Genomic DNA, 24776 nt, shown 5'->3' on the forward strand with positions numbered 1-24776 from the left:
AACGCCCGCCCGGCGGGCATTGCCGCATCGTAATGCACGCCCAGCCCTTTCCAACCGTCGGTAAAGCTGGCAACAAAATTAACCCTTGGGCGCTATTCTGGCGGCCATGGCATTGCCCCATGATTTCCCGCCGCTACGAGGCTTGATTTGCACACCATTCCTTCGGCCCAGGCCCTGCACGACCAGATCCTTCACCACCTGACCCACAGCCAGGGGCGGGGGGCGGAATTCGCGACGCCCTTTGACTGGCGGATGGCCGTCAGCTTTGCCGTGCGCGACCTGATGGCGGGCACCTGGGTCGATGCGTTTCGCGCCGCCCGCGACCAGGGGGCCAAGCGGGTCTGCTATCTGTCGATGGAATTCCTCATCGGGCGGATGCTGGGGGATGCGATCATCAACCTGCGGCTGGAAAAGCCCATGGATGAGGCGCTGCGGATGCTGGGCCTCGACAAGCAGGAAATCCTGGACAACGAACCCGATGCGGCGCTTGGCAACGGCGGGCTGGGGCGGCTGGCGGCGTGCTTCATGGAATCGCTGTCGTCGCTGCAATGCCCGGCCTTCGGATATGGCATCCGTTACGAACACGGGCTGTTCCGCCAGCGGTTCGAGGGTGGACAGCAGGTCGAAACGCCCGAGGACTGGTTGAACCAGCCCCACCCCTGGGAATTCGTCAAGGTCGACTACAGCTATACCATCGGGTTCAAGGGCCATGTCGAGACGGTGGATGGCCGTGCCGTCTGGCGTCCGGGCAAAAGCGTCATCGCGCGGGCCTATGACACGCCGGTGGTGGGCTGGGGCGGCAACTGGGCCAACACGCTGCGCCTGTGGGGGGCGCATCCGACGACGTTGCTGGATCTGCACCGCTTCAACGCGGGCGACCATACGGCGGCGGCCGAACCCGAGGCATTGGCCCGCGTGCTGTCGCGCGTCCTTTACCCCGACGACACCACCGAATCGGGCAAGGAACTGCGGCTGAAGCAGGAATATTTCCTGACCTCGGCTTCCTTGCAGGACATCCTGCGCCGCTTCATGCAGGAACATGGCGAACTGAGCCTGCTGCCCGACAAGGTGGCGATGCAGTTGAACGACACCCATCCCGCCATCGCCGGGCCGGAACTGATGCGCCTGCTGATGGACGACCACGGGTTGCCCTTCGACCAGGCCCGCGACCTGGCGCAGGGAACGCTGAACTATACCAACCATACCCTGATGCCCGAGGCCTTGGAACGCTGGTCCACCTGGCTGCTGGGCGGCGTCCTGCCGCGCCATATGCAGATCATCCAGATGATCGACGACGATCACCGCAAGGCCACCGGGCGTCCGCCCCATGTGGGGATCGTCCAGCACGATCAGGTGCGGATGGGCGAACTGGCCTTTATCATGGCGGGCAAGGTGAACGGCGTATCCGCCCTGCATACCGACCTGGTCAAGGACACCGTCTTCGCCGACCTGCACCGGCTGCACCCGGACCGGATCGTGAACCAGACCAACGGCGTCACCCCGCGCCGCTGGCTGCGGATGTCCAATCCCGGCTTGGCCCAGCTTATGGACGACACCATCGGCGAGGGGTGGACGACCGACCTGGACCAGTTGCGCGGCCTTGAAGCCCATGCCGGGGACGCGGCCTTCCGCGAGACGTTGGGACAGGTCAAGCGCGCGAACAAGGTCTGGCTGTCGGACGGGCTGCTGGCCGATCTGGGCGTCAAGGCCGACCCGGACGCGATCTTCGACATCCAGGTCAAGCGCATCCATGAATACAAGCGCCAGCTTCTGAACATCCTGGAAGCCATCGCCCTGTGGCAGCGCATCCACGACGATCCGAACGGGGACTGGACGCCCCGGGTCAAGATCTTCGGCGGCAAGGCGGCGCCGGGATACTGGCTGGCGAAATCCGTGATCCACCTGATCAACGACGTGGCGGCCACGATCAACAACGATCCGGTCACGTCCCGGTATCTGCAAATCGCCTATCCGCCGAACTACAACGTCTCCATGGCCGAGGATCTGATCCCGGCCGCCGATCTGTCCGAACAGATCAGCACCGCCGGAAAAGAGGCGTCGGGCACCGGCAACATGAAGTTCACGCTGAACGGCGCACTGACGATAGGCACCCTGGACGGGGCCAATGTGGAGATCCGCGACCTGGTCGGGGCCGAGAACTTCTTCCTGTTCGGGATGACGGCGGATCAGGCCGCAGCCGAGGTCGCGACCCCCGGCCATGCCCGCCGCGCCATCGAGAAAAGCCGCGATCTGAATGCCGCGCTGCACCTGATATCGGAAGGCCGCTTCGGCCGGGCCGAATCCTATTATGCCTTGCTGGACCGGACCTGGAACGACGATCCCTTTCTGGTCGCCAGCGATTTCGACGATTACTTCGCCACGCAGCGCCGGATCGACGCCGTTTATCGGGACAGCGCAACCTGGGACCGGATGGCGGCTCTCAACATCGCGCGGTCGGGGTTCTTTTCGTCGGACCGCACGATCCGGGGATATATGACCGATATCTGGAAGGTTCTGCCGGTGGCGATCTAATCCAGGCCCATTCGTGCCCTGATCCGGAATTCCAGCGCCTGAAAGCCGTGATGGATCAGCACGGCCAGGATGCCCACCACCAGCCCGCCTTGCAGCACAAAGGCAGTGTTGGATGACAACAGACCGGCGATGATGACCTCTCCCAATGTGCGGGCGGCCACGGTCGATCCGATGGTGGCCGTTCCAAGCGAGATCACGGCGGTCAGCCGCATCCCTGCCAGCAGCAGCGGCAGGGCCAGGGGCAGGTCGATCTGCCACAGCCTTTGGCGGGGCGTCAGGCCCATGGCGCGCGCGGCCTCGGCCACAGGCGGGGGCTGGCCGGTCAGCCCGGCAACCGCGTTTTCAAAGACCGGCAGCAGGCCATAAAGGAACAGCGCCACCAGCGTCGGGCCGGTGCCGAAGCCCAGGATCGGCACGGCCAGGGCCAGCACGGCGACAGGCGGAAAGGTCTGGCCCACGGCGGTGACGGTCCGCGCTAGGGGCAGGAATTCGCGTCCCTCCGGGCGCGTCACAAGGATCGCCAGGGCCAGCCCCACCACGGTCGATGCCGCCACCGCCACGGCGACAACGGCCAGATGCGACAAGGTCAGCGACAAAAGGCTGGTCTGGGCATAGATCGCGGGCGCATTGTTGCGGGTAAAGGGCTGGAACAGCGGCGCAAGGGCGGCAGGCCAGATCAGGAAGGCCAGCAGGAACGATGCCGCCCCTGCCAACAGGATCCGCCCGGTCATCGGGGGCGGGCCTGCGCGCGCAGGGCGTCCAGCGTCACCACCCCGCCCCCCTGGACGGGCAGGGCGTCACGCCCGCTCCACAGGCATTCGGCCAGGGCGTCGCGCAGGCTGGCCCCGGGCGCAATGGCGGGACCATCGGCCCGGCCTGGCCGCGCGATGTCCCCCACCCGCATCAGCGACAGCAGCCGCAGCGCCCGGTCCGTCGTTCCGATCAGGTCTGCCACGAAGGGGGTGGCCGGTTGGGTCAGGATGCGCGTGGGCGTGTTGTATTGCAGCAGTTTGCCCCCCTGCATGACCGCGATGCGGTCGCCCAGATCCACCGCCTCGGCCATGTCATGGGTGACCAGGATCAGCGTCGTGCCCAGCCTTTGCTGGATCTCGCGCAGGTCGTCCTGTGCCTTGGCGCGGATCAGCGGGTCGAGCGCGCCGAAGGGTTCGTCCATCAGCAGCAGGTCGGGTTTCGCGGCCAAGGCGCGGGCGACGCCCACGCGCTGCGCCTGCCCGCCCGACAACTGGTGCGGCATCCGGTCGCGGAACGTGGCCGGATCCATCTGGAACAGTTCCAGCAGTTCATCGACGCGCGCGCCGGTCTGCGCGCGGGACCATCCCAGCAGGCGGGGAACCGTGGCGATGTTCTGCGCCACGGTGCGGTGCGGAAACAACCCGTGGCCTTGGATGGCATAGCCGATCCGGCGGCGCAGCAGATGCGCGGGCAGGGTGGCGGTGTCCACCCCGTCGATCAGCACCTGCCCCGAAGACGGCTGCACCAGGCGGTTGATCATCCGCAGAAGCGTTGTCTTGCCCGACCCCGAGGTGCCGACCAGCACCGCCAGTTGCCCGGTTTCCACCGTCAGGCTGACATCGTTAACCACGGCCAAGCCGTCATAAAGGCGGGTCAGGTTGCGGATCTCGATCATGCGGGATCCCTGCGCGCGGCCTGGACCAGCAAGTCGAGCGCGATCCCCGCCACAAGCGCTAGGGCGATGGTCGGCAGCGCCCCCAGCAGCACCAGATCCATTGCCGTCTGGTTCAGGCCCTGAAAGACGAAGGTGCCGAAACCGCCGCCGCCAATCAGCCCGGCGATGACCGCCAGGCCGATGTTCTGGACCAGCACGATACGCACCGCCGCCAGCAGCACCGGCAGCGCCAGCGGCACCAGCACCTGCGACAGAACCTGCACGCGGGTCATGCCCAGGCCCAGGGCGGCTTCTCGCGTGGCGGCAGGGACGCCCGACAAGCCGGCCAGGGTGTTCGACACCACTGGCAGCAGGGAATACAGAAACAGCGCCACAAGCGCCGGAAAGGTGCCGATACCCGATATCCCCAGCTGCGCGGCACCGGGCAGGGTCGCGGCGATCCAGCCAAAGACCGGGATCATGATGCCGAACAGCGCCAGCGACGGAATGGTTTGCAGGACGTTCAGCACGCCCAGCACCGGATTCCGCCAGCGGGGCATCTGAAAGACCGCAATGCCTGCCGGGATACCCGTCAGCAGCGCCAGCCCCAGCGATCCGAAGGCCAGCATCAGATGCGCCTGCGCCTCGCGCAGGAACAACTCGCGGCGGGTGGCGTATTCGCGCATCACCGATACGCCGTCCAGCAGGCCTGACGCCAGGATCGCGGCCAGCAGCCCAAGGGCCGCCGCCAGCAGCAGCCACCGCATCGGCAAGGACGGACGCAGCCGGCTGACGGCATCGGCCAGCATCAGCCCGAAGGCCAGAAGCAATAGCCAAAAGCCCGAGGCGGGAGAGACTCGGGCCAAGGTATTCCCCTCGGGCGTCAGGTGGATCGCGGCCAGGCCAAGCGACAGGATCACCGCGACAATCCCCGTGACCGCAACCGCCAGGCGTATCGCGGCAGGCCACAGCGCCAGGCAAGCGGCCAGCAGCAGGCCGCCAAGCGCCGCCGTCAGCGGCAGGCCAAGGGGCAGCGCCGGCAGGCCGATCCCTTCGCCCGGAACGATCCGGTTGGCCTTGAACTGGACCAGCGGCAAGGCCAATCCTGCCCCGCCGATCAGCGCGAACAGAACCGGCGGGGGCGACAGCCGCACGGCAGGATCAGTCCAGGAAGCCCGCCTGCGTCAGGTAATCCTGCGCGACCGCCGCCGCCGGCTCGCCCCCGACCTGGATGCGGCCGTTCAGCGTTTGCAGCGTTTGCAGCGTCAATGAGGCGAAGATCGGCTCCAGCACCTCGGCGATCCGGGGATGGGCTTCCAGCACCTCGGACCGAACGATGGGGGCGGGCTGATAGACGGGCTGGACGGCCTTGTCGTCCTCCATCACCAGCAGGCCCGCTTCGGCGATCGCGCCGTCGGTGCCATAGACCATGGCCGCGTTCACGCCCGATGTCTGCTGCGCCGCGGCCGCGATGGTCGCGGCCGTGTCGCCGCCCGCAAGCTGCACCAACTGGTCAGGCGTCAGCGTGAAGCCATAGGTTTCCTGAAACGCCGGCAGCGCGGCCGGCGAGGTCACGAATTCCGTCGAGGCCGCCAGCTTGACCTGTCCGCCGCCCGCGATCCATTCGCCCATCTGCGTCATGGTGGTCAGGCCGTTCTCCTCGGCCACGTCCTGGCGCAGGGCGATGGCCCATGTATTGTTGGCAGGCGATGGCGTCAGCCAGACGATGTCGTTCTGTTCGCGGTCCAGTTCGGCCACCCGGGCATAGCCTTGGGCCGCGTCCTTCCACACGTCGCTGTCGGCTTCGTTGAAGAAGAAGGCACCGTTCGCGGTGTATTCGGGATAGATGTCGATCTGGCCTGCGACGATGGCGTCGCGCATGATCGGCGTGCCGCCCAGTTGCAACCGGTCCTGCACCGGCAGGCCCGCATCCTGCAGCGCCAGCAGGATCATGTTGCCCAGCAACCCGCCCTCGGTGTCGATCTTGGACGAGACGACGATATCCTGCGCGGCCAGCGGCGTTGCCGCGATCAAAAGAGCGGCGACAAGCGGGGCAACACGGGACATGGCAGACTCCTGCAGGGATAAGGGCCAATCAAGACGCCCCGGTTCGGCAAAGGTTCCCCTAAATCCCGGCGGCGATCAACCGCCGAAACCACGGCTGGCGCCGGTGGACCCGATTCCCCCGCGCGAGGCCGCGGTAGCCCGCGACATCGGTGCCTGCCCGGCAGTCGCGGCAGGGCGGGCGAACTGGCTGCTGTTCAACGCCGCGCGGCCGGTATTGCTGGAAAACGTGCTGGTGCGCGCGGCGTTGGTATAGCCGCCCTGGGGCGTGCGGTACATCGGCTGGGACCGCGACAGCCCGCCCCCGCCCAGCATGGACCCGATCAGGTATCCCGCCAGCAGCGGCATGAAGATGCTGCCCGACCCGCCGTTCGAGACCTGCTGGTCTTCCGATCCGCAATTGCCGACGCCGTGCTGTTCCTCGCAGACCTGCAGGCTGTCATAGCGGGGCGCGGATTCGACATGAAGCTGTTCGGCCTCGGCAAAGGACTGCTGGCATTCGGCCTCGGTGAACAGTCCGCCCTGGGCCGCAGCGGCCTGGCAGCTTGCCAGATCGGGAAAGGCCTGCGCGTCCACCTGTTCCTCGCGGCAGCCCGCGATGGCAAAGCTGGCGGCGCCAAGGATGGTCAGGGCGACGGCTCTGGAACGTTTCCTCATGTCTTTCCCCCTTTAGTCCGCGATGAAATGCGGCTTGAAGCGCGACAAATCCTGCGTGATGCGGGACTTGTCCTCTCGCAGGCCCATGCCCACGCAGGCATCGCCCACGATCCAGGCCCCGACGATCGGCTTGAAGCCGTCGAAGTCGGACAAGGGCGCATAGGCCTGCACGATGCGCGGATGCTGGTCATAATCGGTATTTGGGGACGCTTCGGTGATCTCGCCACCCTCGACGATGCTGATCGAGGCGCCTTCGCGTGAAAAGATCGGCTTGACCACATGGGCCTGCCGGAACTGGTCGGCCACGCGGCCAAAGGCATCGGCCACCGCAGGCACCGCACGCCCCCCCGCCACAAGCGCATCGGCCACGTCGTCGGCGAAGAAGGCGGGCAACAGGTTCGGATGGCCCTCGAACATCTGCCACAGCACGGGCAGGATCCCCTTGTTCGACACAAGCGCCTTCCAGGCAGGCTCCAGGAACAGGCAACCCGACCCTGCAATATGGCGCGCGTAATCGTCGCGCAGCAGGTCTTCCCACGGGTACAGCTTGAACAGCGTGCCGATCACGCGGTCCTCGGCATCGACGAACTGTCCCTGCTTGGTCACGCCCAGCTTGTCCAGGTCGCTGTAATGCGCCCCCATCCCAGCTTCCCGCGCGGCCCAGGCCATGGCCTCGACGGTTGCATAATCCTCGGGATTGTCGGCGACGGCGGTGAAGTGGATGTCGGTGTTCCGGTCGAACAGCGCGCGAAAGCGTTCGACCAACGCCTCGTGGATGCCGTTGAACTGGTCGGCGCCGCGCGGCAGCACGCCCGCCGCCAGCTGGTCCTCCAGCCATTGCCACTGGAACGACGCGCTTTCGTAAAGCGAGGTCGGCGTGTCGGCGTTGTATTCCAGTAGCTTCGCAGGCCCCTTGCCGTCATAGGCCAGATCCAGGCGGCCATAGATCTCGGGCTCGTTTCGCCGCCAGCTGTCGGCCACCAGGTCGCGATGCTGGTCGGGGATGCCCAGACGCTCCATCATTTCCTGGCTTTGCACGATCTCGGCCACGGCGTCGCGGCACATATTGTGCAGGTCGGTCGAGGGATCCTCGATGTCGTCCTCGATCTGGCGCAGCGTGAACCGGTATGCCGAGCTTTCCTCCCAATAGGGTTCGCCATGCATGTCGGCAAAGGTAAAGCCCACCTCTTTCGCGGTGTCGCGCCAATGGGGCCGTTCGGGAAGCGTGATCTTTTGCATTTGAAATCTCTAGCGCGGGATGCAGGGCGAGGCCAGAAGGAACGCTTCACATTGCGCCGAGCGGCCCGGGCCTTCGCTCCTCGGACAGCATCACGTTCGCCTCGACCTGGCCCACGCCGGGCAGGGTCATGATGCGGCGGCGCAGGATGCGTTCGAAATCGGAAATGTCGCGTGCGGTGATGCGCAGGCGATAGTCGAACTGGCCCAGCACGTGCTGGACGGTCTGCACCTCTGGGATGGCAGTCACGGCGCGTTCGAAATCCTCCAGTGACGTGCGACCCTTGGCGGCAAGGCGGATGCCCAGGAAAACGGTGACGCCAAAGCCAAGCGCCGCATTGTCCACAATCACGCGGCGCCCGGCAAGGATGCCGCTGTCGGTCAGCCGCTTGATGCGCCGCCAGGCGGCGGGCTGGCCGATGCCAACGGCACGCCCGATCTCGGCCGCGCTCTTGGTGGCGTCCTGCGCGAGGATCCGCAGGACCGCCAAGTCGGTCGCGTCCAGCCCGCTCACAATGCCAGTTCCCCGCTGTCCTTGATGGTGGACACCAGCATCAACGCGTCGCTGTCGGACACGTGCGGCAGGCGCAGGATCCGGTCGCGATAGATCTGCTGCCAATGGGCCATGTCGCGCGCGATCACCGACAGGCGCAGATCCACGCTGCCCAGGAAGGTCTGGATTTCCGTAACCTCGGGCACGTCGCGCGCGGCGGCGATGAATTCGTCAAAGGCGCGCGGGCTGGTCTTGTCCAGGGTGAATCGCAGGCTGACCTGCACCTCGTATCCCAGGGCGCGCCAGTCGATGCGGGTCTGTATGGCGGCGATGACGCCGGTGCCGCGCAGCTTTTCCAGCCGCCGCCACAGGCTGGCGGGGGTGACGCCAGCCCGCTGTGCCAAGATGGCATTCGCCGCCCCGGGGTCGGCAAGAAGGTGGCGCAGAATGCGATAGTCGGTTGCATCGGGCATGACATTCAAACGATCAATAATATTCGGGCATGATTATTTCACCTAAATACTCTCCTTCGGGAAAATTGAACATCCCTTCGCGACAGTTTCGGCTAGAACCATGGTAATCGAAGGAAAGGAAATCCCATGCGCGTTTACTATGACCGCGACTGCGACGTGAATCTGATCAAGGACAAAAAGGTCGCTATCCTGGGCTATGGCTCGCAAGGCCATGCCCATGCGCTGAACCTACGCGATTCGGGCGCCAAGAACGTGGTTGTCGCCCTGCGCGAAGGCAGCCCCTCTGCCAAGAAGGCCGAAGGCGAAGGCCTGAAGGTCATGGGCATTGCCGAGGCCGCCGCCTGGGCGGATCTTATCATGTTCACCATGCCGGACGAATTGCAGGCCGAAACCTACAAGAAATACGTCCACGACAATCTGCGCGACGGCGCGGCGATCGCATTCGCGCACGGCCTGAACGTGCATTTCGGCCTGATCGAGCCAAAGCCCGGCGTCGATGTCATCATGATGGCCCCCAAAGGCCCCGGCCACACCGTGCGCGGCGAATACGTCAAGGGCGGCGGCGTGCCCTGCCTGGTGGCCGTCCACCAGGACGCCTCAGGCAAGGCCATGGATCTGGGCCTGTCCTATTGCTCCGCCATCGGCGGTGGCCGGTCCGGCATCATCGAGACGAACTTCCGCGAGGAATGCGAAACCGACCTGTTCGGCGAACAGGCTGTGCTGTGCGGCGGTCTTGTGGAACTGATCCGCATGGGCTTTGAAACCTTGGTCGAGGCGGGCTATGAGCCCGAGATGGCCTATTTCGAATGCCTGCACGAGGTGAAGCTGATCGTCGACCTGATCTATGAAGGCGGCATCGCCAACATGAACTACTCGATCAGCAACACGGCCGAATACGGCGAATATGTTAGCGGCCCGCGCATCCTGCCCTATGACGAAACCAAGGCCCGCATGAAGGCGGTGCTGAAGGACATCCAGTCGGGCAAGTTCGTGCGCGACTTCATGCAGGAAAACGCCGTCGGCCAGCCTTCGTTCAAGGCGACGCGCCGCATCAACGACGAACACCAGATCGAGCAGGTCGGCGCGAAACTTCGCGAGATGATGCCCTGGATCTCCAAGGGCAAGATGGTGGATCGCGCGCGGAACTGATCTGCGTCCCGCGAAAGCCGGGGGCTGACTGCCCCCGGACCCCCGTGGATATTTCGGACCAAGGCAAAAGACGCCTTTCACTTTGGTCTAAATATCCTGGGGGAATCGCCACAAGGCGATAGGGGCAGCGCCCCCGGTCTTACTTTTCCAGCTTGTCCTGGGTCCGGGTCTGGAAATCGCTGGCATCGTGGCGTTCCCACAATTGCTGCGACGGCTCTCCGCTGGTCTTGTTGACCATGATCCCGCGCTGCACGGCGGGACGGGCGGCGATATCGTCATGCCAACGGCGGACATTGCCATAGATATCCGCGTTCAGGAAGGTTGCGGCGTCCCCATAAAGCTTGCCTGCCACGATCTGCCCATACCAAGGCCAGATCGCCATGTCGGCGATCGAATATTCATCGCCCGCCATGAAGCGGTTGTCGGCCAGATGCCGGTTCAGAACGTCAAGCTGGCGCTTGGCCTCCATCGTGTAGCGGTCGATGGCATATTCGATCTTGACCGGCGCATAGGCATAGAAATGCCCAAAGCCGCCGCCCAGGAAGGGGGCCGAGCCCATTTGCCAGAACAGCCAGTTCATCGCCTCAGTCCAGGCGTCCGGGTCGGCGGGCAGGAAGGCGCCGTACTTTTCCGCCAGATAAACCAGGATCGACCCCGATTCGAATACCCGGCGCGGCGGGGTTGCAGAATGGTCCATCAACGCGGGGATCTTGGAATTGGGATTTGCGGCCACGAAGCCGCTGCCGAACTGGTCGCCGTCGCCGATGCGGATCAGCCAGGCGTCGTATTCCGCGTCAAAGCCCGCCTCCAGCAATTCCTCCAGCAGGATCGTGACCTTTTGCCCGTTGGGCGTGGCCAGCGAATAAAGCTGCAAGGGATGCTTGCCGATCGGCAGATCCTTGTCATGGGTCGGGCCGGCCACGGGACGGTTGATGCTGGCAAATTGGCCGCCATTCTCGCCCTTCTGGCTCCATACCTTTGGCGGGGTGTAATCGTCGCTCATGATCCCTCCTGATGCTGGGTTGGTGGCAGGATGGAGGCGGGGAGCGTGAACATCAACCGCCAAAGCACTGGCAAATGTTCTTGTATCGTTCTAGCGTGATGCCATGCTGCCGCCCCGCAATCCCGATGAACGCCTGAAGGCCCGTGGCACGGACACCCGTCCCGATGGGCGGTTCGAACGGCATCAAAGAACGTGCGAATCCGACGGCTGGGACATTCCCGAGGAGGTGCGCCTTTTGCGGACCGAGGTCACGATGGAACGTCCGCGCAGCATCATCACGCGAAATACCTCGCCCGATATTTCCTTTGACCGCTCGATCAATCCGTATCGTGGTTGCGAGCACGGCTGCATCTATTGCTATGCGCGGCCGACCCACAGCTATCTGGGCCTGTCGCCGGGCCTTGATTTCGAAACCCGGATCACGGCCAAGCCCGATGCGGCGGTGCTGCTGGCGCGCGAACTGGCGCGGGCCGGCTATCATCCTGCGCCGATTGCGTTGGGGACGAACACCGATCCTTACCAGCCGGTGGAATCGAGGCTGGCGATCATGCCGGGGATCCTGCGGGTGTTGTCGGACTGGAACCATCCGGCGACGCTGGTCACCCGCGGGCAAACCGTGCTGCGCGATGTGAACCTGTGGGCCGACCTGGCGGCCCGGCAAATGGCGGCGGTGGGCGTCAGCATCACCACATTGGATGCGGATCTAGCCCGCGCGATGGAGCCGCGCGCCCCCACGCCCGCGATCCGGTTGCGGATGATCCGCACCCTTGCCGCTGCCGGGGTGCCGGTGCGCGTCATGGTCGCCCCGGTGATTCCGGTCCTGACCGAACCTGAAATCGAGGCGATCCTGGCTGCCGCGAGAGAGGCGGGGGCGACGACGGCCAGCATGATTCCCCTGCGCCTGCCGCTGGAGGTGGCCCCGCTGTTTCGCGACTGGCTGGACCGCCACCGCCCCGGCATGGCGGCCCATGTGATGAACCGGGTGGGGGCCATGCGCGGCGGGCGCGACAACGATCCGCGTTTCGGCCATCGCTTCCGGGGCGCTGGGGTCGCGGCGGAACTTGCCCTGCAGCGGTTCCGGCTGGCCCGCAGGCGGCTGAACTATCACAAGGAAAGCGCGCCCCTGGATTGCAGCCGCTTTGGCCCGCCGCCCAAGGCCGGAGACCAGTTGTCGCTGTTCTAGAGCCTGTTGCATTCAATCGACCTCGTACCCTGCGGCTTTGAAGTAGTTGTAGCATTCCTCGTCGGAGAACAGATCGCAGACCTGGCCGACCGCAGCCCATAGTTGATCGTAGGTTCGGGGGCCAATGCGCCATGGCACGCGCCAGCTCTATGGTAAGCGCGCGCGCCATGGCGCAGGCCACCGCCACCTGGCCTGGTTTTACGCCGCCGCGTGGCCGGGTTTTGCACCGACGTTGACAGTAGGTGTAGGGTTCGACGCCGTTCGTCTTGCAGGTGCCGATCAAGCTGGCGAAGCGGGCCCAAATCCTGCCCCCTTTATCGTGACCGGCGAAGAGCGCAATTCGGCGGTTCATGGCTGAGCTTCTGATGACATTTTCCACCAGGTTGGAGTCGATCTCGACACGGCCGTCGCGGAGGAAGGTTTTGGCGCAAAATTTTTATCTCGAGGACTTGGCACCAGCCAATTTGGCGCAGTCGTCGAACGAAGAAGGTAATGAGAGAGGCTGGTGACCTCCTCAAATCAAAGCCCAATTGTTGAGTATAATTTACAGTTTCGTTGCAGCAAACATTGCAATCGTCAAACTTAACGTTGCCGATCTTCTCCTAAGAACTTGATTTCAATGGTGCACCCGACAGGATTCGAACCTGTGGCCTCTGCCTTCGGAGGGCAGCGCTCTATCCAGCTGAGCTACGGGTGCCTTGGGGTCTGAATAACCGCAGCAGGGGCGGGGCGCAACGGCGAAAACGATGCGTCGGGCGTCAGCCTGCGCAGATCTGTTGCAGCGCCAGCCATTGTTCGTCGGTCAGCAAGGGGCGGGCGGGGGGTGAGGTGCGGAACGGATCGCCCTCGATCAGGGGCAGGACCGATTGCCCCGTCGGGTCAATGGTGCGTGCATAGGGTTCGGCCGGGATGCCGCGGTCGGCCAGGGCTGCCAGCAGGTCGGCATCACCGGGGCGCGGCACGGGGTTCAGCAGCAGCGCCGCACCGAAACCGCGCATCGCGTCTTGCGGAAGGTGGCCCAACGTCATCAGCCGCAAGGATGCCAGAAACCCCGCATGACGGGCAGCGGCGTCACGCAGGCCTTCGTCCGCCGTGGCAAGACGTGCGGCAATCAAATGGGCCGCCGCAGCCTCTGGCCCAGGGGCGGTGCGCAGCAGGTCGCTGCCGATCACATAGATGTCCCCCGGAAGACGGCGCGCGCCGCCCAAGGGGCCGGGAACGACCCGAATGGCCGCGTCCGGGCCAAGCAGCTGCGGGGCAAGCCAGTTCAGCACGGCCTGGCCCGATTCCCGCTGGCACACCGCGCCCGAGCCTTGTTCCAGATCGGCCAGGATCGCCCATCCCATGTCCCGGGCCTGGGCAGGGGGTGCGATGCGGGCGGCATGGACGACCAATGCGCCCGGCAGCCAGAAGACCAGCCAGCCCAGCACGGCCAGGATCGCCAGCACCAGCAATCCGCTGCGCAGCCGCCCGGTATGGGCGCGGTGGCTGGCGACGGCGCCTTGGACGCGGGCAATCGCCGCGATCATCAGGGGATCGTCGATGGCGACCGTTTCATCGGTCCCGGCCGCACCGGGCGCATAGACCGCAGGCAGAGCGCCGGGGTTCAACTGGAACACGGCGGGCAGGGACCAATGCGACAAGGGCCGGTCGGTGCTGGGATCGGACAGGATCAACGTTGCATCGCCCAGGGACACGATCACTTCGCGCAATGGCGCATCGGGCGCTGAGCGCCACGAGCCTTGGGCTTCGAGCCGTTGAAAATCCGTAAGCGCGGTCATGTTGTCTGATCTGCCAGCCTGCCCCCGAACCATAGCGGGCGCGCCCGGCGGGTTCAATCGCGCCCGCCGGTCAAGGCGAGGCCAGGATCACATCGCCGTGTCGGGCACCTTCATGCCCTTGTCGCGGGCCAGAACGCGCATCCGGTCCTGCAGCTTTTCAAAGGCGCGAACTTCGATCTGGCGGATGCGTTCGCGCGATACCTCATAGCGCGCCGACAGATCCTCCAGCGTCAGGGGATCGTCGCGCAACCGGCGTTCTATCAGGATGTCCTTTTCCCGGTCGTTCAGCACATCCATGGCCTGCATCAGCATCTGGCGGCGGGTGTCCAGTTCCTCGGACTCCGCGAAGGCCTCGGCCTGGTTGGCGTCCTCGTCTTCCAGCCAGTCCTGCCATTGGGATGCGGAATCCCCCTCTCCGCTGCCTACCGTGGCGTTCAGCGACGCGTCCCCGCCCGACAGGCGACGGTTCATGTCGATGACTTCCTTTTCCGTGACGTTTAGGTCGTTGGCGATCTGGGCCACATTTTCAGGCCGCAAATCGCCTTCCTCAAGTGCGCCGATCTTGGACTTGGCCTTGCGCAGGTTGAAGAACAGCTTTTTCTGCGCGCTTGTCGTGCCCATCTTCACCAGGGACCAGGACCGCAGGATATATTCCTGGATCGAGGCGCGGATCCACCACATGGCATAGGTCGCCAACCGGAAGCCCCGTTCGGGATCGAATCGCTTGACCGCCTGCATCAGGCCGACATTCGCCTCGGATATGACTTCGGCCTGCGGCAGGCCATAGCCGCGATAGCCCATGGCGATCTTGGCGGCCAGCCGCAGGTGAGAGGTGACCATCCGGTGCGCGGCCTCGCTGTCCTGATGGTCGGCCCAGGCCTTGGCAAGCATGTATTCTTCTTCCGGCTGCAACAGCGGAAATTTGCGAATTTCCTGCAAATAACGGTTCAGCCCTTGTTCAGGGCTAGGGGCGGGAAGGTTTCCGTAATTCGCCATGGTTCTAGCCTTTCGCAACTATTCGGGGAACGCCGCCTGCAAGTGCAGGGTTCCGGGTGGTGGGATCAACCCCGGAAGGCGCTTTCGGTATCATTCTGATTCAAAATCCTGAACGGGACAGCAACAGCGCTTTCACGTTTGTGTCAGGGTATGGCGCGCAAGCGGTCCAGCAGCGCCTGAATGTCCGGTGGCAGGGGACTGTCGAACGCCAAGGGATCGCCCGTGACTGGATGATCAAAGCCCAGATGCGCCGCGTGCAGCGCCTGCCGCCGGAAATCCGATATTGCCTGGGCAGCAGCCCCCAGCGACTTGACCGAGGCGCGCCGCGCGCCGCCATAGACCGGATCGCCGATCAGCCCCAGGCCCGCATGGGCCATGTGGACGCGGATTTGATGGGTCCGCCCCGTTTCCAGCCGGCATTCCACCAGCATCGCGGATGGGGGGGTGCCAAAAGCCTCGATCATCCGCGCCCGCGTCACCGCATGGCGGCCCTTGTCGAAATAGACCGCCTGCCGCTGACGGTCCGTCGCATGGCGCGTCAATCGCGAGGTGATCTTCAACACCGCGCCGTCTTCGAAGCTGACGCCCGGCGTGCCGCGCAGACGGGCATCGGCACCGTCGATGACGCCATGGGCAAGCGCCAGGTATCGGCGCTGGGCGGTATGCGCCTCGAACTGGGCGGCAAGACCGTGATGGGCACGATCGGATTTCGCAACGACCAGCAGGCCCGACGTGTCCTTGTCTATCCGGTGGACGATTCCGGGGCGCTTCTCTCCTCCGATACCCGACAGCGTGTCGCCGCAATGGGCCAGCAGGGCGTTGACCAATGTGCCATTAGGCGATCCGGGCGCGGGATGGACAACCATGCCCGCAGGCTTGTCGATGACGATCAGGTCTTCGTCCTCATAGGCGATAACAAGGGGAATCGCCTCGGGACGTGTCTCGACAGGTTCGGGATCGGGAACGGTGATCAGGTAATCCTGCCCCTCGGCCACGCGGGCCTTGCCGTCGCGCACGATGCCGCCCGGGCCGCTGACCGCGCCCTCGGCGATCAGGCGGGACAGACGCGACCGCGACAGGGCCGCCGCCTCTGGCACCGCCAGTGCAAGCGCCTTATCAAGCCGGTCGGGCGGATTGGCCGGAATGGTTACCACAAGGTTCGACATGGATCACGATGATAGCGACTGGAAACGGGCGGTGAAAGCGGTGCCGGAACTGCGGCTGCTTCGGGGGCTGGTGACGGGGCTGGCCCTGGTGATGGGCCTGGGCATGATCGCAATCGTTGCGCTGTTGTGGATGCGCCTGGGTCAGCCGACGCTGCCTGACCTGCCCGAAGGCATGGTGCTGCCCGACGGCGCGCAGGCCCAGGCCGTAACCTTTGCCCGCGACTGGATCGTGGTCGTGACCGATGCGGGCGAGGTCTTGCTGTATGACCGCAGCGGCGCGCTGCGCGACCGCGTTCAGCCCTGACGGCCTGCCTGCATCGCGTCCAGCCGTGCCTTGAGTTCGGCATTCACGGTCCGCGCCTTGATGGCCATTTCGCGCACGGCCTCGAACTCCTCCCGGGTCACGAAGTCGCGATCTGCCAGCCAACGGTCGATCCAGCCTTTCATGGCTGTCTCCGCCTCGGACTTGGCGCCGTGGGCCACGCCCATGGCGTTGGTCATCAGCTTCGAGATATCGTCAAAGAACTTGTTTTGCGTGGTCATTTGGCCTTGGCCCCTGATGCGTGCTTGGCGTCCTATATGGGCCGGGCGGCGTCGGGGTTCAATGCGGTGGCCGTGGCAATCGGAAAATGTCGCGCGACGGGGCGCAGGTTGACACCGCGCCCCCGCGGACTAGCGTGCGCCCGTCAACGCGCCGAGGCCCCATGATCCCGTTCCCCGACATCTCGCCCGAGATTTTCACCCTCCACCTGGGCGGGCTGACATTGTCGCTGCGGTGGTATGCCTTGGCCTATCTGGCAGGACTTCTGATCGGCTGGCGGATCATCATCGCCATGATGCGCCGCGATGGGCTGTGGGGCGACCGCGCGCCGATGCGGGCCGACCGGGTGGACGATCTGCTGACCTGGGTGATCCTGGGGGTTGTTCTGGGCGGGCGGCTGGGCTTCGTGCTGTTCTATGAACCCGGATATTACCTGTCCAACCCCACCGAGATCCTGAAGGTCTGGCAAGGCGGGATGAGCTTCCATGGCGGCTTCGCGGGCGTAATCCTGGCGACATGGGCGTTCTGCCGCGCGAACGGCATCCCGCCTTTGCGGCTGGCGGATGCGATGGCGGTCGTGGCCCCCATCGGCATCTTTTTCGGCCGCATCGCCAATTTCATCAATGCCGAATTATGGGGCCGTCCCACCGACCTGCCTTGGGGCGTGATCTTCCCGGGCGAGGCTGCGCAGGCTTGCGCCGGCGTGACCGGTCCCTGCGCCCGCCACCCCAGCCAGCTTTACGAGGCGGGGCTTGAAGGGTTGCTTCTAGGCCTGATCCTGTTCGCCCTGGTCCGGGCAGGGGGCTTGCGCCGTCCGGGCCTGGCCTTCGGGGTCTTTCTGGCCGGATACGGGCTGGCGCGGATGTTCGTGGAATTGTTCCGCCTGGCCGACCCGCAATTCATCACGCCGGACAATCCGCTGGGCCATGTGATCGGCGGGCCGGCGGTCGGCCTGACCATGGGCCAGGTTCTGTCGCTGCCGATGGTGCTGATCGGACTGGTCCTGATCCTGCGCGCCGTGCGCCGTCCAAGGGTGGCCGTCCCAGGATGACGCCGCTGGCTGAAATCATCGCGGGACGCATCCGGGCGACAGGGCCGATCACTCTGGCCGATTACATGGAAATCTGCCTGCTGCACCCGCGATACGGTTACTATGCCACCCGCGATCCCTTTGGCATCCAGGGCGATTTCACCACGGCGCCTGAAATCCACCAGATGTTCGGGGAACTGTGCGGCCTTGCCCTGGCGCAAGCCTGGATGGATCAGGGCTGTCCGACGCCCCTTGCCCTTGCCGAACCGGGACCAGGGCGTGGAACCCTCATGGCCGATATGCTGCGCGCGATTCGCAAGGCCCCTGGCATGACCGAGGCCGCCGAAGTCATGCTGATAGAGGCATCGCCGCATCTGCGGCAGATCCAGCGGGACAGGCTGGGAAAAGTCACGCATCTCGACGGTGTCGAGGATCTTCCCGATAAGCCACTGTTCCTATTAGCTAATGAGTTCTTCGATGCCCTGCCGATCCGGCAGTATCAGCGCGTATCCGGCGGCTGGGCCGAACGCATGGTCGGCCTGTCGGACGATGGACTGCGCCTGGGCCTTGGCCCCGTGGTGGACCTGCCGCGCGAGGGCAAGCTTGGCGACGTGGTCGAGGAATGCCCTGCCGCCCCCGCCATGGTCGAGGCTATTGCCCGCCGCATCGCCGCCCATGGCGGGGCGGCGATCCTGGTCGATTATGGCGGCTGGAACGGATACGGCGACACCTTCCAGGCCTTGCGCAACCACGCGCCCGTGGATCCGATGGAACGTCCGGGCGAGGCCGATCTGACAGCCCATGTCGATTTCGCCCCCTTGGCGGCGGCGGCGATCCGGGCGGGGGCCGTGGCGTCCCGTCCGGTTCGACAAGGCGACTGGCTGTTGTCGCTGGGCGCGGCGCAACGGGCGGAACGGCTGGCGGCGGCGGGGGACGCAGGCGCGATGACTGCGCTTCGGCGCTTGACCCACCCGGATGAAATGGGCCACTTGTTCAAGGCGATGGCCATCTGGCCGAAAGGGGCGCCCCCGGTGCCCGGATTTGACGCGCTGAGGCTTCATGCAGACAATGCTTGAGATCCTGACACATCCCCTGCTGCGCGGCGTGAAGCATGGGTTCTTCACCCGCAAGGGCGGGGCATCCTCGGGCCTGTTCTCGGGGTTGAACTGCGGCCGCCGGTCCACCGACCAGACCGAGATGGTGACCCTGAACCGCGCCCGCGTCGCCACTGCGATGGGCGTTCCTGCGGACGCGTTGGCGACCGTGAAACAGGTCCATTCGGCAGACGTGATCACGCTGGCCGAAGGGCACGACATCCCCACGGTGGCCAATACCGAGGCCGATGGGATTGTCACCACCCGGCGTGGCGTCGCGCTTGCCGTCCTGACCGCCGATTGCCAGCCGATCCTGCTGGCCGATGCGCAGGCGGGCGTGATCGGTGCCTGCCACGCAGGCTGGCGCGGTTCATTGGACGGCATCATCGAGGCGACGGTTGAGGCGATGCGCGCCCTGGGGGCCACCCGGATTCGTGCCGTGATCGGTCCGACGATCAGCCAGCGCGCCTATGAGGTCGGTCCCGACTTCATGGACAGTTTCCTGGCCGAAGGCCCGGAACACGCGCGGTTTTTTAGCGGTGGCCCCAATGGGCGGCCGATGTTCGACCTGCCGTCCTTTGGCCTGATGCGTTTGCGTGATGCAGGGGTCGATGCGGAATGGTCCGGCCACTGCACCTATTCCGACCCGGACAGGTTCTTCAGCTATCGTCGCGCCACGCATGAAGGGCAGGTCGATTACGGACGACTGATCTCGGCCATTACGCTTTGATCCGGGCAGGGCTTCCCCTGGCCCTGCGGGGGATGCGGGTCGGCCTGCTGGGCGGGTCGTTCGATCCCGCGCATCAAGGCCATGTCGCCATCACCAACGCCGCGATGCGGGCTTTTCGACTGGACCGGGTCTGGTGGCTGGTGTCGCCCGGAAATCCCTTGAAGGCGCGCGGGCCTGCCGACATGACCCAACGCATTGCGCAGACCAGCGGGATGCTGACCGATCCGCGTGTGATCGTAACCGATATCGAACGGCACCTGGGCACGCGAAAGACGGCCGATACCATCGCGGCGCTGAAGCGGATCTATCCAGGCGTGCGCTTCGTCTGGTTGATGGGGTCCGACAATCTGGAACAGTTCCATCGTTGGGACCGTTGGCAAGTGATTGCAAAGGCCGTGCCCATCGGCGTCCTTGCCAGGCCAGGGACGCGGCTGTCCGCGCGCCATTCCATCGCAGCCCAAGTGATGCGCCCTTGGCGGCTGCCGCTGGCGCAGGCGGGATCCCTGGCTGCGCGAAGGCCACCGGCCTGGGTGCAGGTGAACCTGCCGATGTCGGACCAGTCCTCGACCGCATTGCGGTTGGCGGAAGGAAAGCGTGCATGATGTTGTCGCGGCGCAGCCTTCTTGCGGGCCTCGCGGCCATGCCGCCCGCCCTGGCCCTGGCGCAGGGGCGTCCCCCCGCCAAGCCCGCCGTTCCGGCCCGCCGCGTTCTTGGCGCCGCCGGGTTGCCGGGAACCGTTGCCTTTGCCCTGCTGGATCCGAATGGTGCGTTGGCCGATGCCGCCCTGGCAGGCGCGCCGATGATGCCCGCCAGCACGCTGAAGGCGGTGACTGCGCTTTATGCCCTGTCCCGGTTGGGTGCGGGACACCGGTTCCGCACGCGGATCATCAGGTCGGGCGATACCCTTGTCCTGGCCGGGGGCGGGGATCCGGTGCTGAGCACCGACGATCTGGCGCGCCTTGCAGGCGATCTGGCGGCCACCGGACAACCCGCGCCCGCGCGTTTCGCCGTCTGGGGCGGGGCCTTGCCGCAGGTGGCCGAAATCGCACCGGATCAGGCCGACCACCTGGCCTATAACCCGGCACTGTCGGGAATGATCCTGAATTTCAACCGCGTGCATCTGGGATGGCGGCAGGCGGGCGGCGCGGTGCAGATGTCGCTGGAAGCGCGGGGGGCGGCGCATTCCCCCCGCGCCTATACCATCACGGCGGCCCCCGGAAATCAGGACGATCTGTTTTCCTATCGCTCGGACATGGACCGGGAAAGCTGGACTATCGCCCGTTCGGCCCTTGCCCGGCCAGGCAGCCGCTGGCTGCCGGTGCGCAAGCCGGAACTGTATGCGGGCGACGTGTTCCAGACGCTGTGCCGCGCCAAGGGCCTGGTCCTGCCCACGCCCGAGGTCATTGCAGACCTGCCCCAGGGCCAGGCGGTGGCCAGCCATTCCAGCCCGCCGCTGGCCGACATCCTGCGCGGGATGCTGCGTTTCTCGACCAACCTGACGGCCGAGGTGGTGGGCCTGCACTCCAGTGGGGCGCGTGATCCCGCAGGCTCGGCCCGGGCAATGCAGGCCTGGCTGGGCACGCAAGGGCAGGGGACGGATTTCACCCTGGCCGATCATTCCGGCCTGTCGTCCGACAGCCGGGTCACGGCGCAGGGCATGGCGCGGCTGCTGGCCGGACCGGGCCTTGCGGCGGGCCTGCCGGATCTGCTGAAACCCGATCCGCTGGACGATGATCTGGGCAAGGGCGCGACCGAACCGGGGGCTGTCCGGGCCAAGACCGGAACGCTGAACTTTGTGTCGAACCTGGCGGGATATGTGAGAGGGGCGGACGGCGTGCCCCGCGCCTTTTCGATCCTGTGCGCCGATGCGCCCCGGCAAACCGCCACGGCGGGGCAGGAATTGCCGCCCGGCGTGCTTACCTGGACCCGCGATGCGAAACGGCTGCAACGCGACATCCTGAACGGCTGGACCTGACTATAGCACCCGGTGGCGCACCTGCGCCGACAGCTCGATGGCGGCTGCGTGCAGGCGGGGGATGTTCAGCTGGTGGCGGATCTCGGCCAGCATGGCGACCTCGCCTTCATACAGCCGCCCATCCGCCGCGCCCACGTCGCACGCCAGGGCATAGGCGGTTTCATACAGCTTTTCCGGCAACGCGGCCCGGACAAGACCGAAAAGGGCGTCGATGCCCTCCTCGTCCTCGAACAGGGTCATGACCGTCTGGCTGATCGCCCGGATGCGGTCGGCGTCGTATTCTGCAAAGACAGGCGCGTGATCGACACTGCGCTGGATCGCCACCAGTTCCGAGGTGCGATAGGTCTGGTCAGATGCCAGCATGGCCACCATCACCGCCACCAAGGCATCGCAGGGCGAGAACGAGGGCAGTTCGGTAATCATGGCGCATCCTTTGGCGTCGGGGTTAGGCGCAAATTATTGACGATTCAACCTGCTTTCAATAAGGCGTCATATCTTGCCAAAGGAGAAGACGCGATGACCACCCTGCGCGACGCCGCAATGCAATCGAAGGCCTGGCCGTTCGAGGAGGCGCGCCGGGTGCTGAAACGTTACGAAAAGAAGGATCCCGCCAAGGGCTATGTCCTGTTCGAGACGGGCTATGGACCGTCCGGCCTGCCGCATATCGGCACCTTTGGCGAAGTCGCGCGCACGACGATGATCCGCCGCGCGTTCCAGATGATCAGCGACATCCCCACGCGTCTGTTCTGCTTTTCCGACGACATGGACGGGATGCGCAAGGTGCCCGAAAATGTCCCGAACCAGGATATGCTGCGCCAGCATTTGCAGGAACCGCTGACCACCGTGCCCGATCCCTTCGGCGAATACGACAGCTTCGGCGCCCACAACAACGCCATGCTGCGCCGTTTCCTGGACACCTTCGGGTTTGAGTACGAATTCATCAGCGCGACCGAATTCTATAAATCCGGCCAGTTCGACGAAACGCTGCTGCTGGCGGCCGAACGCTATGACGCGATCATGGGGGTGATGCTGGCCAGCCTGCGAGAGGAACGCCAGCAGACCTATAGCTGCTTCCTGCCGATCAGCCCGAAGACCGGCAAGGTGCTGTACGTGCCGATCAAGCACGTGGACGCCAAGAACGGCACCATCACCTTTGACGACGAGGACGGGCATGAACTGACCCTGCCGGTCACGGGCGGGCAGGTGAAGCTGCAATGGAAGCCCGATTTCGGCGCCCGTTGGGCCGCGCTGGATGTCGATTTCGAGATGTATGGCAAGGATCATTCGACCAACACGCCGATCTATGACGGCATCTGCGAGATCCTGGGCGGCCGCAAGCCGGAACATTTCACCTATGAACTGTTCCTGGATCAGGACGGCCAGAAGATCAGCAAGTCCAAGGGCAACGGGCTGTCCATCGACGAATGGCTGACCTATGCGGCGACGGAAAGCCTGTCCTATTTCATGTATCAGAAGCCGAAGACGGCCAAGCGGATGTATTTCGACGTCATCCCGAAAGCCGTGGACGAATACCACCAGCAATTGCGCGCCTATTCTGACCAGAACCCGGACCAGCAGCTTGCGAACCCGGTCTGGCACATCCACGGCGGCGAGGTGCCTGCATCCGATATGGTTGTCCCGTTTCAGATGCTGCTGAACCTTGCCTCGGTCGCGGGGGCCAAGGACAAGGACGGCTTGTGGGGTTTCATCCGCCGCTATGCACCTGACGCTTCGCCCGAAACGCATCCGGGGCTGGACCAGGCGGCGGGATTTGCGGTGCGCTATTTCACGGATTTCGTGGCGCCGACCCGCCAGTTCCGCGCGCCCAGCGACGTCGAACGCCGCGCCATGGAGGATCTGGCCGGTCGTCTGGCCGCCTGGAACCAGCCGGCGGATGCCGAGGCCTTGCAATCCCTGGTCTTCGCCATCGGCAAGGACCACGGATTCGAGCCGCTGAAGGATTGGTTCAGTGCGTTGTACCAGGTGCTCCTGGGGGCCGACCAGGGACCGCGTTTTGGCGGGTTCATCGCGCTCTATGGCATCGACGAGACACGCGCGCTGATCGAAAAGGCCCTGACGGGGGAATTGGTGGCGGCTTAAAGCCGCCGCCGGGCGCGCAGCGCTGCGCTGATCGTGCCGTCGTCGAGGTAATCCAGTTCCCCGCCAATGGGCACGCCTTGCGCCAGAACGGTGACGGCTGCGCCGGAATCGCCCAAGGCGTCGGCGATGTAATGCACGGTCGTCTGGCCATCCACGGTGGCGTTCAGCGCCAGGATCACCTCGCGGATCTTCTCGCGGTCCACGCGGTCGATCAGGGCGGGGATGCCCAGGTCGTCGGGGCCGACTTCATCAAGGGCCGACAAGGTGCCGCCCAGGACGTGATAGCGTCCGCCAAAGGCCCGGCCGCGTTCCATCGCCCACAGGTCGGCGACATCCTGCACCACGCAAATCTCTCCGGTCGCGCGGGCGGGGTCGGCGCAGATCGCGCATTCGTCGCGGTCGGTGATGTTGCCGCAGGTGACGCATTCGCGGGAATTGATCGCCACCCGGTCCAGAAGCCCCGCCAGTTGCGACATCTGCCCGCTGCGCTTGCGGATCAGGTGCAGAACGATGCGGCGGGCGGACCGGGGGCCAAGCCCCGGCAGCCGCGCCATCAGCCCGACAAGCGCCTGGATGTCGTCGCTGCCTTCAGCCATGGTTCAGAACGGCAGCTTCATGTCGGCGGGCAGGCCCATGTCCTGGGTGATGCGGGCCATTTCGGCCTGCATCCTGTCCTGCGCCTTGCGCTGCGCGTCCTTGATGGCGGCCAGGATCAGATCCTCGACCACCTCTTTCTCGGATGGAACGAAGATCGACGGGTCGATCTCCAACGCCGTCAGATCGCCCTTGGCAGTGGCCGTCGCGCGGACTAGGCCCGCGCCGGATTCACCCGTCACGGTGATAGTGTCCAGGCTGGCCTGCATTTGCTGCATCCGGTCCTGCATATCCTTTGCGGCCTTCATCATCTTGGCCATGTCGCCAAAGCCGCCCAAGCCCTTGATCATCG

At 65.2% G+C, this 24776-nt stretch carries 26 protein-coding genes, 1 tRNA gene and 1 pseudogene; 10 read left to right on the forward strand and 18 right to left on the reverse strand.

Going from position 1 to position 24776, the window contains the following annotated elements; all coding sequences use genetic code 11:
- Nucleotides 1-147: 147 nt before the first annotated feature.
- Nucleotides 148-2532, forward strand: coding sequence for a glycogen/starch/alpha-glucan phosphorylase (locus tag Q5701_RS12530; protein WP_306751331.1), 2385 nt, complete (start codon nucleotides 148-150; stop codon nucleotides 2530-2532).
- On the opposite strand, the gene Q5701_RS12535 is transcribed toward Q5701_RS12530, so the two are convergent.
- From Q5701_RS12535 to Q5701_RS12570, 8 genes are all read right to left on the reverse strand, one after another.
- The gene (locus Q5701_RS12535; RefSeq protein ID WP_306751333.1) at nucleotides 2529-3263 is read right to left on the reverse strand and encodes an ABC transporter permease; all 735 of its coding nucleotides are present in this window, start codon (nucleotides 3261-3263) and stop codon (nucleotides 2529-2531) included. The two genes, Q5701_RS12530 and Q5701_RS12535, sit on opposite strands and share 4 nt — an antisense overlap.
- A complete protein-coding gene (locus Q5701_RS12540; protein WP_306751335.1) occupies nucleotides 3260-4180 on the reverse strand; it encodes an ABC transporter ATP-binding protein in 921 nt (306 codons plus the stop codon). Before Q5701_RS12540 ends, Q5701_RS12535 begins: the two co-directional genes overlap by 4 nt.
- Entirely contained in the window at nucleotides 4177-5313 is a 1137-nt protein-coding gene (locus tag Q5701_RS12545; RefSeq protein ID WP_306751336.1) for an ABC transporter permease, read from the reverse strand. Before Q5701_RS12545 ends, Q5701_RS12540 begins: the two co-directional genes overlap by 4 nt.
- Nucleotides 5314-5320: 7 nt before the next feature.
- On the reverse strand, nucleotides 5321-6226 hold the full coding sequence (gene osmF, locus Q5701_RS12550) for a glycine betaine ABC transporter substrate-binding protein OsmF (protein WP_306751337.1): 906 nt from the start codon (nucleotides 6224-6226) through the stop codon (nucleotides 5321-5323).
- Nucleotides 6227-6301: 75 nt separating this feature from the next.
- Complete coding sequence (locus tag Q5701_RS12555) at nucleotides 6302-6880, reverse strand: DUF1190 domain-containing protein (protein ID WP_234854181.1); 579 nt, start codon at nucleotides 6878-6880, stop codon at nucleotides 6302-6304.
- A 12-nt stretch (nucleotides 6881-6892) separates the two neighbouring features.
- Complete coding sequence (locus tag Q5701_RS12560) at nucleotides 6893-8119, reverse strand: glutathionylspermidine synthase family protein (protein WP_306751338.1); 1227 nt, start codon at nucleotides 8117-8119, stop codon at nucleotides 6893-6895.
- 46 nt (nucleotides 8120-8165) lie between these two features.
- Nucleotides 8166-8630: an Lrp/AsnC family transcriptional regulator gene (locus Q5701_RS12565; RefSeq protein ID WP_306751339.1), complete on the reverse strand. Its 465-nt coding sequence runs from the start codon at nucleotides 8628-8630 to the stop codon at nucleotides 8166-8168.
- The gene (locus Q5701_RS12570) at nucleotides 8627-9082 is read right to left on the reverse strand and encodes an Lrp/AsnC family transcriptional regulator (RefSeq protein ID WP_306751340.1); all 456 of its coding nucleotides are present in this window, start codon (nucleotides 9080-9082) and stop codon (nucleotides 8627-8629) included. The genes Q5701_RS12565 and Q5701_RS12570 overlap by 4 nt, the downstream gene beginning before the upstream one ends.
- A 126-nt stretch (nucleotides 9083-9208) precedes the next feature.
- On the opposite strand from Q5701_RS12570, the gene ilvC reads away from it, so the two are divergent.
- Nucleotides 9209-10231 (forward strand): ketol-acid reductoisomerase, encoded by a 1023-nt coding sequence (ilvC, locus tag Q5701_RS12575; protein WP_234854177.1) that lies wholly within the window; start codon nucleotides 9209-9211, stop codon nucleotides 10229-10231.
- A gap of 139 nt (nucleotides 10232-10370) precedes the next feature.
- On the opposite strand, the gene yghU is transcribed toward ilvC, so the two are convergent.
- Entirely contained in the window at nucleotides 10371-11234 is an 864-nt protein-coding gene (yghU, locus tag Q5701_RS12580) for a glutathione-dependent disulfide-bond oxidoreductase (protein WP_306751341.1), read from the reverse strand.
- 103 nt (nucleotides 11235-11337) lie between these two features.
- On the opposite strand from yghU, the gene Q5701_RS12585 reads away from it, so the two are divergent.
- Nucleotides 11338-12417, forward strand: coding sequence for a PA0069 family radical SAM protein (locus Q5701_RS12585; protein ID WP_306751342.1), 1080 nt, complete (start codon nucleotides 11338-11340; stop codon nucleotides 12415-12417).
- A 238-nt stretch (nucleotides 12418-12655) separates the two neighbouring features.
- Here Q5701_RS12585 and Q5701_RS12595 read toward each other — a convergent pair.
- From Q5701_RS12595 to Q5701_RS12615, 5 genes and pseudogenes are all read right to left on the reverse strand, one after another.
- Nucleotides 12656-12841 (reverse strand): annotated as a pseudogene (locus Q5701_RS12595) (IS66 family transposase); the annotation flags it as partial.
- A gap of 196 nt (nucleotides 12842-13037) precedes the next feature.
- Nucleotides 13038-13114: transfer RNA gene (locus tag Q5701_RS12600), tRNA-Arg, on the reverse strand.
- A gap of 61 nt (nucleotides 13115-13175) precedes the next feature.
- Nucleotides 13176-14198, reverse strand: coding sequence for a hypothetical protein (locus tag Q5701_RS12605; RefSeq protein WP_306751344.1), 1023 nt, complete (start codon nucleotides 14196-14198; stop codon nucleotides 13176-13178).
- 87 nt (nucleotides 14199-14285) lie between these two features.
- Nucleotides 14286-15194 (reverse strand): RNA polymerase sigma factor RpoH, encoded by a 909-nt coding sequence (gene rpoH / locus Q5701_RS12610; RefSeq protein WP_306751346.1) that lies wholly within the window; start codon nucleotides 15192-15194, stop codon nucleotides 14286-14288.
- Nucleotides 15195-15337: 143 nt separating this feature from the next.
- Complete coding sequence (locus Q5701_RS12615; RefSeq protein WP_306751347.1) at nucleotides 15338-16360, reverse strand: RluA family pseudouridine synthase; 1023 nt, start codon at nucleotides 16358-16360, stop codon at nucleotides 15338-15340.
- Here Q5701_RS12615 and Q5701_RS12620 point away from each other — a divergent pair.
- A complete protein-coding gene (locus Q5701_RS12620) occupies nucleotides 16359-16664 on the forward strand; it encodes a DUF6476 family protein (RefSeq protein WP_306751348.1) in 306 nt (101 codons plus the stop codon). The two genes, Q5701_RS12615 and Q5701_RS12620, sit on opposite strands and share 2 nt — an antisense overlap.
- On the opposite strand, the gene Q5701_RS12625 is transcribed toward Q5701_RS12620, so the two are convergent.
- Nucleotides 16655-16903 carry an accessory factor UbiK family protein gene (locus tag Q5701_RS12625; protein WP_306751349.1) on the reverse strand — a complete coding sequence of 83 codons (249 nt, stop codon included), beginning with the start codon at nucleotides 16901-16903 and terminating at the stop codon, nucleotides 16655-16657. The two genes, Q5701_RS12620 and Q5701_RS12625, sit on opposite strands and share 10 nt — an antisense overlap.
- Before the next feature lie 161 nt (nucleotides 16904-17064).
- On the opposite strand from Q5701_RS12625, the gene lgt reads away from it, so the two are divergent.
- The 5 genes from lgt to dacB are packed head-to-tail and all read left to right on the forward strand — an operon-like array spanning nucleotide 17065 to nucleotide 21730.
- Nucleotides 17065-17952 carry a prolipoprotein diacylglyceryl transferase gene (lgt, locus tag Q5701_RS12630; RefSeq protein ID WP_306751350.1) on the forward strand — a complete coding sequence of 296 codons (888 nt, stop codon included), beginning with the start codon at nucleotides 17065-17067 and terminating at the stop codon, nucleotides 17950-17952.
- The gene (locus tag Q5701_RS12635) at nucleotides 17949-19007 is read left to right on the forward strand and encodes a class I SAM-dependent methyltransferase (protein WP_306751351.1); all 1059 of its coding nucleotides are present in this window, start codon (nucleotides 17949-17951) and stop codon (nucleotides 19005-19007) included. The genes lgt and Q5701_RS12635 overlap by 4 nt, the downstream gene beginning before the upstream one ends.
- Nucleotides 18991-19755 carry a peptidoglycan editing factor PgeF gene (gene pgeF / locus Q5701_RS12640; protein ID WP_306751352.1) on the forward strand — a complete coding sequence of 255 codons (765 nt, stop codon included), beginning with the start codon at nucleotides 18991-18993 and terminating at the stop codon, nucleotides 19753-19755. Before Q5701_RS12635 ends, pgeF begins: the two co-directional genes overlap by 17 nt.
- Complete coding sequence (locus Q5701_RS12645) at nucleotides 19755-20357, forward strand: nicotinate-nucleotide adenylyltransferase (protein ID WP_306755406.1); 603 nt, start codon at nucleotides 19755-19757, stop codon at nucleotides 20355-20357. Before pgeF ends, Q5701_RS12645 begins: the two co-directional genes overlap by 1 nt.
- Entirely contained in the window at nucleotides 20354-21730 is a 1377-nt protein-coding gene (dacB, locus tag Q5701_RS12650) for a D-alanyl-D-alanine carboxypeptidase/D-alanyl-D-alanine endopeptidase (RefSeq protein ID WP_306751353.1), read from the forward strand. The genes Q5701_RS12645 and dacB overlap by 4 nt, the downstream gene beginning before the upstream one ends.
- On the opposite strand, the gene Q5701_RS12655 is transcribed toward dacB, so the two are convergent.
- Complete coding sequence (locus Q5701_RS12655) at nucleotides 21731-22153, reverse strand: tellurite resistance TerB family protein (protein WP_306751354.1); 423 nt, start codon at nucleotides 22151-22153, stop codon at nucleotides 21731-21733.
- A 93-nt stretch (nucleotides 22154-22246) separates the two neighbouring features.
- On the opposite strand from Q5701_RS12655, the gene Q5701_RS12660 reads away from it, so the two are divergent.
- Nucleotides 22247-23830, forward strand: coding sequence for a lysine--tRNA ligase (locus Q5701_RS12660; RefSeq protein WP_306751355.1), 1584 nt, complete (start codon nucleotides 22247-22249; stop codon nucleotides 23828-23830).
- On the opposite strand, the gene recR is transcribed toward Q5701_RS12660, so the two are convergent.
- Entirely contained in the window at nucleotides 23827-24426 is a 600-nt protein-coding gene (gene recR / locus Q5701_RS12665) for a recombination mediator RecR (RefSeq protein ID WP_306751356.1), read from the reverse strand. The two genes, Q5701_RS12660 and recR, sit on opposite strands and share 4 nt — an antisense overlap.
- A 3-nt stretch (nucleotides 24427-24429) precedes the next feature.
- Nucleotides 24430-24774: a YbaB/EbfC family nucleoid-associated protein gene (locus Q5701_RS12670; RefSeq protein ID WP_234855474.1), complete on the reverse strand. Its 345-nt coding sequence runs from the start codon at nucleotides 24772-24774 to the stop codon at nucleotides 24430-24432.
- Nucleotides 24775-24776: the final 2 nt, after the last annotated feature.

The sequence above is a fragment of the Paracoccus actinidiae genome, from assembly GCF_030863885.1.
GTDB lineage: Bacteria > Pseudomonadota > Alphaproteobacteria > Rhodobacterales > Rhodobacteraceae > Paracoccus > Paracoccus everestensis.

Coding starts and splice junctions, on each gene's coding strand:
- Q5701_RS12535 (WP_306751333.1), bottom strand. CDS start 3,263: ATGACCGGGCGGATCCTGTTGGCAGGGGCGGCATCGTTCCTGCTGGCC.
- Q5701_RS12540 (WP_306751335.1), bottom strand. CDS start 4,180: ATGATCGAGATCCGCAACCTGACCCGCCTTTATGACGGCTTGGCCGTG.
- osmF (WP_306751337.1), bottom strand. CDS start 6,226: ATGTCCCGTGTTGCCCCGCTTGTCGCCGCTCTTTTGATCGCGGCAACG.
- Q5701_RS12555 (WP_234854181.1), bottom strand. CDS start 6,880: ATGAGGAAACGTTCCAGAGCCGTCGCCCTGACCATCCTTGGCGCCGCC.
- Q5701_RS12560 (WP_306751338.1), bottom strand. CDS start 8,119: ATGCAAAAGATCACGCTTCCCGAACGGCCCCATTGGCGCGACACCGCG.
- Q5701_RS12570 (WP_306751340.1), bottom strand. CDS start 9,082: ATGCCCGATGCAACCGACTATCGCATTCTGCGCCACCTTCTTGCCGAC.
- ilvC (WP_234854177.1), top strand. CDS start 9,209: ATGCGCGTTTACTATGACCGCGACTGCGACGTGAATCTGATCAAGGAC.
- yghU (WP_306751341.1), bottom strand. CDS start 11,234: ATGAGCGACGATTACACCCCGCCAAAGGTATGGAGCCAGAAGGGCGAG.
- Q5701_RS12585 (WP_306751342.1), top strand. CDS start 11,338: ATGCTGCCGCCCCGCAATCCCGATGAACGCCTGAAGGCCCGTGGCACG.
- Q5701_RS12605 (WP_306751344.1), bottom strand. CDS start 14,198: ATGACCGCGCTTACGGATTTTCAACGGCTCGAAGCCCAAGGCTCGTGG.
- rpoH (WP_306751346.1), bottom strand. CDS start 15,194: ATGGCGAATTACGGAAACCTTCCCGCCCCTAGCCCTGAACAAGGGCTG.
- Q5701_RS12620 (WP_306751348.1), top strand. CDS start 16,359: ATGGATCACGATGATAGCGACTGGAAACGGGCGGTGAAAGCGGTGCCG.
- Q5701_RS12615 (WP_306751347.1), bottom strand. CDS start 16,360: ATGTCGAACCTTGTGGTAACCATTCCGGCCAATCCGCCCGACCGGCTT.
- Q5701_RS12625 (WP_306751349.1), bottom strand. CDS start 16,903: ATGACCACGCAAAACAAGTTCTTTGACGATATCTCGAAGCTGATGACC.
- lgt (WP_306751350.1), top strand. CDS start 17,065: ATGATCCCGTTCCCCGACATCTCGCCCGAGATTTTCACCCTCCACCTG.
- Q5701_RS12635 (WP_306751351.1), top strand. CDS start 17,949: ATGACGCCGCTGGCTGAAATCATCGCGGGACGCATCCGGGCGACAGGG.
- pgeF (WP_306751352.1), top strand. CDS start 18,991: ATGCAGACAATGCTTGAGATCCTGACACATCCCCTGCTGCGCGGCGTG.
- dacB (WP_306751353.1), top strand. CDS start 20,354: ATGATGTTGTCGCGGCGCAGCCTTCTTGCGGGCCTCGCGGCCATGCCG.
- Q5701_RS12655 (WP_306751354.1), bottom strand. CDS start 22,153: ATGATTACCGAACTGCCCTCGTTCTCGCCCTGCGATGCCTTGGTGGCG.
- Q5701_RS12660 (WP_306751355.1), top strand. CDS start 22,247: ATGACCACCCTGCGCGACGCCGCAATGCAATCGAAGGCCTGGCCGTTC.
- recR (WP_306751356.1), bottom strand. CDS start 24,426: ATGGCTGAAGGCAGCGACGACATCCAGGCGCTTGTCGGGCTGATGGCG.
- Q5701_RS12670 (WP_234855474.1), bottom strand. CDS start 24,774: ATGATCAAGGGCTTGGGCGGCTTTGGCGACATGGCCAAGATGATGAAG.